Source organism: Aeromonas sp. 601039 (assembly GCF_049174415.1).
Taxonomy (GTDB): domain Bacteria; phylum Pseudomonadota; class Gammaproteobacteria; order Enterobacterales; family Aeromonadaceae; genus Aeromonas; species Aeromonas veronii_A.
Genome location: NZ_JAAKTL010000022.1, coordinates 62,142 through 69,419 on the forward strand (window position 1 = coordinate 62,142; position 7,278 = coordinate 69,419).

Sequence of the window (7,278 nt, forward strand, 5' to 3'; positions counted from 1 at the left end):
GCGCCCTCGTCGAGTCAGGTTTGAAAGCCTGCCATTCTAGGCGGGGCTTTCAAAAAAGATACCCCGTTTATCGTTAAACGGGGTTCTGGCGGGCGGTGATTTGTCAGGGCGTGATGGGAATCGTTTTTCCCCGGGACTCAGGAGAGATCGAGTTCCTTCAGCTTGCGGGTCAGGGTGTTGCGACCCCAACCGAGCAGGCGCGCCGCCTCCTGCTTGTGGCCGTGGGTGTGTTCCAGCGCCGTTTCCAGCATGATCCGTTCGAACTGAGGCATGGCATCTGCCAGGATGTCTGTCTCTCCCAGCGCCAGCTTGCTGGCCACCCACTCTTGCAACTGTTGCTGCCAGCAACCGGGCAACGCCGGTTGGCCCGGTTCGGCGTTGTGGGTGATGGGAGTGAGCAGCTCGGCAGGCAGGTCGCCGACCAGCACTTCTTGCCCCGAGGCCATCACGGTAAGCCAGCGGCAGACGTTCTCCAGCTGGCGCACGTTGCCCGGCCAGGGCAGGCGGCTGATATAGGCCTGGGTATCCGGGTGCAGGCTCTTGGCCTCGACGTTCAGCTCTTTGGCGGCGCGCAGCAGGAAGTGACGTGCCAGCTGGGGGATGTCCTCACGGCGCTCCTTGAGGGCGGGGATGTGGATGCGGATGACGTTGAGACGGTGGAACAGATCCTCGCGAAACTCGCCATCGGCGACCCGTTTCTCCAGATTCTGGTGGGTGGCGGCGATGATCCGTACATCCACCTGCACCGGCTGGTGGCCACCGACCCGGTAGAACTGGCCATCGGCCAAGACCCGCAGCAGCCGAGTCTGCACATCCAGCGGCATGTCACCGATCTCGTCGAGAAACAGGGTGCCACCGTCGGCCTGCTCGAAGCGGCCGTGGCGGATGTTGTTGGCGCCGGTGAAGGCCCCCTTCTCGTGACCGAACAGCTCGGATTCGATGAGATCTTTCGGGATAGCCGCCATGTTGAGGGCGATAAAGTTCTTGTGGGCGCGCGGGCTGTGCTTGTGCAGGGCGTGGGCGACCAGCTCCTTGCCGGTACCGCTCTGACCGTTGATCAGCACCGAGATGCTGGAGCGTGACAGGCGGCCTATGGCGCGGAACACCTCCTGCATCGCCGGTGCCTCACCGATGATTTCGGGAGTGGCGGTGGCTTCTTGCTGACGAGACTTGCGTTTGGTGCGCTGCTCCTTGAGATGATTCTCGGCGCGGCGCACCAGGGTCACGGCTTCGTCGATGTCGAACGGTTTGGGCAGGTACTCGAAGGCGCCGCGCTGGTAGGCGTTGACCGCGCTGTCGAGATCCGAGTGGGCGGTCATGATGATGATGGGCAGATCGGCCTGACGGCGGTGGATCTGCTCCAGCAGGCTCAAACCATCGATGCCGGGCATCCGGATATCGGAGAGGATGACATCGGGCGATCGCAGCTCAAGGGCGTGCAGCAGGGCTTCGCCATCGGCAAAGCTCTCGCAGTTGAAGCCTTCGCTGCCGAGAGTGCGCTCCAGCACCCAGCGGATAGAACTGTCGTCATCGACGATCCACACTTTGGCGGTCATGGGGTTCCCTTACTTGCGAAGCGGTAGAAAAATGGTGAATTCGGTGTGACCCGGCCAGCTGATGCAGTCAATCCGCCCCTTGTGCTGGTCGATCAGGTTCTGGGCGATGGAGAGGCCGAGCCCGGTTCCCCCCTCCTTGCCGGTGATCATGGGGTAGAACAGGGTGTCGCGAATGGCATCGGGAATGCCGGGGCCGTTGTCGATGATCTTGATCTCCGCCGCCAGCCGGTAGCGCTGGCCGTGGATGGTGATCTGGAACGCGGTGCGGGTCTTGATACGGATAAGCCCGGTCTGATCGCCCAGTGCTTCGGCGGCGTTGCGCACTATGTTGAGAAACGCCTGCTGCAGCTGATCCGGCTCCATCTCGAATTCGGGGATGCTGGGATCGTAATCCCGCTCGATGCGAACAGAGGGAGGGAGTTCGAGCTCCACCAGTCGGCGTACCTGTTCCAGTACCGAATGGACATTGTGCATCTGGTGACGGCCGGGGCGCTGGGGGCCGAGCAGGCGATCGACCAGTACCCGCAGCCGATCGGCCTGTTCGATGATGATGCCGGTATATTCGCGCAGCGCCGGGTCGGGCAGCTCTTTTTGCAGCAGCTGGGCCGCGCCACGCAGGCCGCCGAGGGGATTCTTGATTTCGTGTGCCAGGCCGCGCACCAGCTCCTTGGCCGCCAGCTGCTGGGCATGTTGCTGCTGCTCCTGACTGATCTTCTTCTGCTGGTCGATCTTGCGCAGCTCCACGACCAGCAGACGCTGTTCGTGGTCGGCCATGGGGGTAGCGCTCAGCTCCACCAGTCGCGGTTCTCCCTCTACCACCAGAGTCACTTCGCTATCGGTAAAGCCTTGCCCTGAAACGAGGCACTGCTTGAGCCGTTGCAAATCGAGGGAGATATGTTCCAGCAGATGAGGCAGTTCGATGCCGATCAGCCGGCGTTCACTGAGGGAGAGCAGCTGTTCAGCCGCCGGGTTGACGAATTGGATGCAGAGCCGTTCATCCATCAGGATCACGGCGGTCAGCAAATTATCCAAGAGTGTTTTGGCGTTGTCCGAGCGGGTTGGCACAGGTTTCTCCCTAAAACGGTGCTACACACCTATTATGCACCGATATGGTGCATAGAGTTTACCCGCATCGGTGCGCTATATCACCCTTGGTTGGCTTTGGGGGTGGGTTTGGGAGCCGGAGTCACGGTCGCTCTATGCAGGTAAAAGGTGACTGGTGTAGATTTAGCAAGGATCGTACCGTCTTTGGCGAGCAGCTCGAGCTGAGCTTCGTGGGCACCGCGATCGACATTTTCGACCCGGATAGAGAGGCTGTTGCTGACGATGGGGGCTGCCTTGCCATCCAGAGTCAGGCGCACATCATACTGGGTTGGCGGTTTGGGGCTGATTTGACCCTGAAAGACGATATTGCCTGTGTTGTCGCGCAGGGTGCTGCCCTGTTCAGGGGAGAGCAGCTCGATCACCAGTTTGGCCGCCTCCTGCTCCTTCTTGGCATCGGCGCCAGTCAGGCTGTTGAAGTTGTCTACCTGTACCGAGCTGGGGGCGCTACCCAGCAGGGGAGCAGCCCGCAGATCCACCTCCTTTACGTTTTTGCCGGGAGGAGGGGCATCCGTGTAGTGGGTAATGCCATTGCCATCGACCCAGGAGTAGACCTTGGCCGCATGAGTACTGAATGAGGTCAGTAACAGGAGGGTAATTGCTCCTATGCCATGTATCTTGTTCATCCATCTCTCCTTGACGGTATCTTGCTTAATCCTATCAGAGAAAAAACCCGCCATCTGGCGGGTTTTGTCACGATTCGGCAAGCTGCCCCAATCTAAATGGGCTGTCTGCTGCGACTTAGACGGAGTAGTACAGTTCGAACTCCAGCGGGTGCGGGGTCATGCGCACACGGTCAACATCCTGCTGTTTCAGTTCCAGATAGGAGTTGATGAAGTCATCGCTGAACACGCCGCCACGGGTCAGGAACTCGCGGTCAGCATCCAGAGCTGCCAGGGCTTCGTCCAGAGAGCCAGCAACGGTCGGCACTTCTGCAGCCTCTTCCGGCGGCAGGTCGTACAAGTTCTTGTCCATGGCATCGCCCGGATGGATCTTGTTGATGATACCGTCCAGACCGGCCATCAGCTGGGCTGCGAAGGCCAGGTACGGGTTGGCAGCCGGATCCGGGAAGCGCACTTCGATACGACGAGCTTTCGGGCTCGGTACCACCGGGATACGGATGGAGGCAGAACGGTTGCGGGCAGAGTAGGCCAGCATGACCGGTGCTTCATAACCCGGAACCAGACGCTTGTAGGAGTTGGTGGTCGGGTTGGCGAAGGCGTTGATGGCCTTGGCGTGCTTGATGATACCGCCAATGTAGTGCAGCGCCATCTCGGACAGACCGCCATACAGGTCCCCGGCGAACAGGTTGACGCCGTTCTTGGCCAGAGACTGGTGGCAGTGCATGCCGGAGCCGTTGTCACCGAACATGGGTTTCGGCATGAAGGTGACGGTCTTGTTGTAGGCGTGGGCCACGTTGTGGATCACGTACTTCAGTACCTGTACTTCATCTGCTTTCAGCGTAAGAGTGTTGAAGCGGGTAGCGATCTCGTTCTGACCGGCAGTGGCCACTTCGTGGTGGTGAGCTTCAACGACCTGGCCCATCTCTTCCAGCACCAGACACATGGCGGCACGGATATCCTGGGAGGAGTCGACCGGTGCAACCGGGAAGTAACCGCCTTTCACGAACGGACGGTGACCCTTGTTGCCATGCTCATAGGCAGTGCCGGAGTTCCATGCGGCTTCTTCAGATTCGATTTTCACGAAGCTGTGGCCCATGGTGTTAGAGAAGGTGATGTTGTCGAACATGAAGAATTCCGGCTCCGGCCCGAACAGCACGGTGTCAGCGATGCCGCTGGACTTCAGGAAATCTTCTGCACGCTTGGCGATGGAGCGCGGATCGCGGTCGTAGCCCTGCATGGTGGCAGGCTCCAGTACGTCACAAACGATGTTCAGGGTGGTCTCTTCGGTGAACGGGTCCAGCTTGGCGGAGGCTGCGTCCGGCATCAGTACCATGTCGGATTCGTTGATGCCCTTCCAGCCGCCGATGGAGGAACCATCGAACATCTTGCCGTCTTCGAAGAAATCTTCATCAACCTGGTGAGCAGGGATGGATACATGCTGCTCTTTACCCTTGGTGTCGGTAAAGCGCAGATCAACAAACTTGACTTCGTGTTCCTGGATCAGGGCCAAAACGTTCTGGGCTGACATGCTAAGTAACCTCCGGTGTTAAAACTCTCTGGGTGAATGCGTCGTCGTATTCACATAAGCCAGTATCGTGCCAAGTTTGTGACAGCTTGATTTCAGGGCAATCTCGCTGAAGAGGCTCCCCAAAATCAGGCGATCTCGACTCGCGTTGCATCAATTTAGTGCGATGGCGGATCGTTTTGGTGCACTGTAATGGTGCGCGAAATACGGTCACCGCCCATCTAAGCAGGGTTTGTCAGAGAGGTCTATGATCCAGATCTGTTGTTATGCGCGAATGTACTGCAATTCTGCTAGGCAGATCACAAAGGCAAGAGTACAATTAGCGCCCAATTTTACCCGGTGATTGAGGCGAGAATGTTAGAGAATTTACGCAATATTGCGATTATTGCGCACGTTGACCACGGCAAAACGACTCTGGTTGATAAGCTGCTGCAGCAGTCCGGCACCCTGGACCGCTCCACGGAAGGCCAGGAACGGATCATGGACTCCAATGATCTGGAACGGGAACGTGGCATCACCATTCTCGCCAAGAACACTGCGATCCGCTGGAATGACTACCGCATCAACATCGTTGATACCCCGGGTCACGCCGACTTCGGTGGTGAAGTAGAGCGCGTACTGTCCATGGTTGACTCCGTGCTGCTGCTGGTTGACGCCGTAGACGGCCCGATGCCGCAAACCCGTTTCGTGACCCAGAAAGCGTTCGCTCAGGGTCTGAAGCCGATCGTGGTCATCAACAAGGTTGACCGTCCGGGTGCTCGTCCTGACTGGGTAATGGATCAGGTATTCGACCTGTTCGACAACCTGGGCGCGACTGACGAACAGCTGGATTTCAAAGTTGTTTACGCCTCTGCACTGAACGGTTGGGCCACCATGGATCAGGACGTCGAGTCCGAAAACATGGAGCCGCTGTTCCAGGCCATCGTTGACAACGTTGAAGCGCCGAAGGCTGATGCCGAAGGTGGTTTCCAGATGCAGATCTCCCAGCTGGACTACAACTCCTACGTGGGCGTTATCGGTATCGGCCGTATCACCCGTGGTCGCGTCAAGACCAACCAGCAAGTCACCATCGTTGGTGCTGACGGCAAGACCCGTAATGGTAAAGTCGGTCAGGTGCTCGGCTACCTGGGTCTGTCCCGTACTGAAGTTACCGACGCGCAAGCGGGTGACATCATCGCTATCACCGGTCTGGGCGAGCTGAAAATCTCCGACACCATCTGTGACAACGGTGCCGTTGAAGCCCTGCCGCCGCTCTCCGTTGACGAGCCGACCGTGAACATGACCTTCCAGGTCAACACTTCACCGTTCGCCGGTAAAGAGGGCAAGTTCGTGACCTCCCGCAACATTCTGGAGCGTCTGAACCAGGAGCTGGTCCACAACGTGGCCCTGCGCGTGGAAGAGACTGATGATCCGGACAAGTTCCGCGTATCCGGTCGTGGTGAACTGCACCTCTCCATCCTGATCGAAAACATGCGTCGCGAAGGTTACGAGCTGGCGGTATCCCGTCCGGAAGTAATCCTGCGTACTGTTGATGGTGTTCTGCAAGAACCGTTCGAAACTGTGACTGTGGACGTTGAAGAAGCGCACCAGGGTTCCGTGATGGAGCAACTGGGTCTGCGTAAAGGCGAAATGACCAACATGACCCCAGATGGCAAGGGTCGTGTCCGCCTGGACTTCATGATCCCGAGCCGTGGCCTGATCGGCTTCCAGACCGAGTTCATGACCATGACCTCAGGTACCGGTCTGCTCTACCACACCTTCGACCATTACGGTCCGCACAAGGGTGGCAGCATCGGCGAGCGTCAGAACGGCGTGCTGATCTCCAACGCAACCGGTAAGGCCCTGACCTACGCCCTGTTCGGTCTGCAAGACCGCGGTCGTCTGTTCATCGGTCACGCGACCGAAGTGTACGAAGGTCAGGTGATAGGTATCCACTCCCGTTCCAACGACCTGACTGTTAACTGCCTGAAAGGCAAACAGCTGACCAACATGCGTGCCTCCGGTACCGACGAAGCTCAGGTTCTGACTCCGCCGATCCGCATGACTCTGGAACAGGCTCTCGAGTTCATCGATAACGATGAACTGGTAGAAGTGACTCCGAAGAACATCCGTATCCGCAAGAAATTGCTGACCGAGCTGGATCGTAAGCGCTCTGGCCGTGGTTAATGCCATGTGCTGAGTCTCGGCAGCCCTCGCGGCCGCTGACGGCTCACTGATAAACGGACCCAAACCTCTGGTTTGGGTCCGTTTTTTTATGCTTGTGATCCGCTCTGGCCATGCCGATGAGGTCGTTCAGGCCACCGGTAATGGGGCTGATGAGCGTTGAGGGAAAGTCGTGGGGATGGACGAGATAAAAAAGCCGCAGCGGGTGAACGCTGCGGCTTTTTGCTTGCTTATGTCCCGTCCTGAATATGGTTTACACATTTCCCCCCAATAAATGGAGAACCCGATGGGACAAGGTGTGAAACGGACA

5 protein-coding genes are annotated in these 7,278 nt (G+C 58.3%); 1 reads left to right on the plus strand and 4 read right to left on the minus strand.

The features are described from left to right. Nucleotides 1–137: 137 nt before the first annotated feature. The 4 genes from glnG to glnA all read right to left on the minus strand — a co-directional run bounded on the left by glnG (nucleotide 138) and on the right by glnA (nucleotide 4,808). Nucleotides 138–1,556 (minus strand): nitrogen regulation protein NR(I), encoded by a 1,419-nt coding sequence (gene glnG / locus G5195_RS16555; RefSeq protein ID WP_005339666.1) that lies wholly within the window; start codon nucleotides 1,554–1,556, stop codon nucleotides 138–140. Between the two features lie 9 nt (nucleotides 1,557–1,565). Then, nucleotides 1,566–2,621: a nitrogen regulation protein NR(II) gene (gene glnL / locus G5195_RS16560; protein ID WP_005356202.1), complete on the minus strand. Its 1,056-nt coding sequence runs from the start codon at nucleotides 2,619–2,621 to the stop codon at nucleotides 1,566–1,568. A gap of 80 nt (nucleotides 2,622–2,701) precedes the next feature. Continuing rightward, nucleotides 2,702–3,283: a DUF4124 domain-containing protein gene (locus tag G5195_RS16565; protein WP_100647086.1), complete on the minus strand. Its 582-nt coding sequence runs from the start codon at nucleotides 3,281–3,283 to the stop codon at nucleotides 2,702–2,704. Nucleotides 3,284–3,398: 115 nt separating this feature from the next. Beyond that, nucleotides 3,399–4,808, minus strand: a complete 1,410-nt coding sequence (gene glnA / locus G5195_RS16570) for a glutamate--ammonia ligase (RefSeq protein WP_005339672.1) — start codon at nucleotides 4,806–4,808, stop codon at nucleotides 3,399–3,401. 351 nt (nucleotides 4,809–5,159) lie between these two features. Here glnA and typA point away from each other — a divergent pair, with 351 nt between their 5' ends. Continuing rightward, the gene (typA, locus tag G5195_RS16575) at nucleotides 5,160–6,971 is read left to right on the plus strand and encodes a translational GTPase TypA (RefSeq protein WP_005339679.1); all 1,812 of its coding nucleotides are present in this window, start codon (nucleotides 5,160–5,162) and stop codon (nucleotides 6,969–6,971) included. Nucleotides 6,972–7,278: the final 307 nt, after the last annotated feature.

Coding starts and splice junctions, on each gene's coding strand:
- glnA (WP_005339672.1), bottom strand. CDS start 4,808: ATGTCAGCCCAGAACGTTTTGGCCCTGATCCAGGAACACGAAGTCAAG.
- glnG (WP_005339666.1), bottom strand. CDS start 1,556: ATGACCGCCAAAGTGTGGATCGTCGATGACGACAGTTCTATCCGCTGG.
- typA (WP_005339679.1), top strand. CDS start 5,160: ATGTTAGAGAATTTACGCAATATTGCGATTATTGCGCACGTTGACCAC.
- G5195_RS16565 (WP_100647086.1), bottom strand. CDS start 3,283: ATGAACAAGATACATGGCATAGGAGCAATTACCCTCCTGTTACTGACC.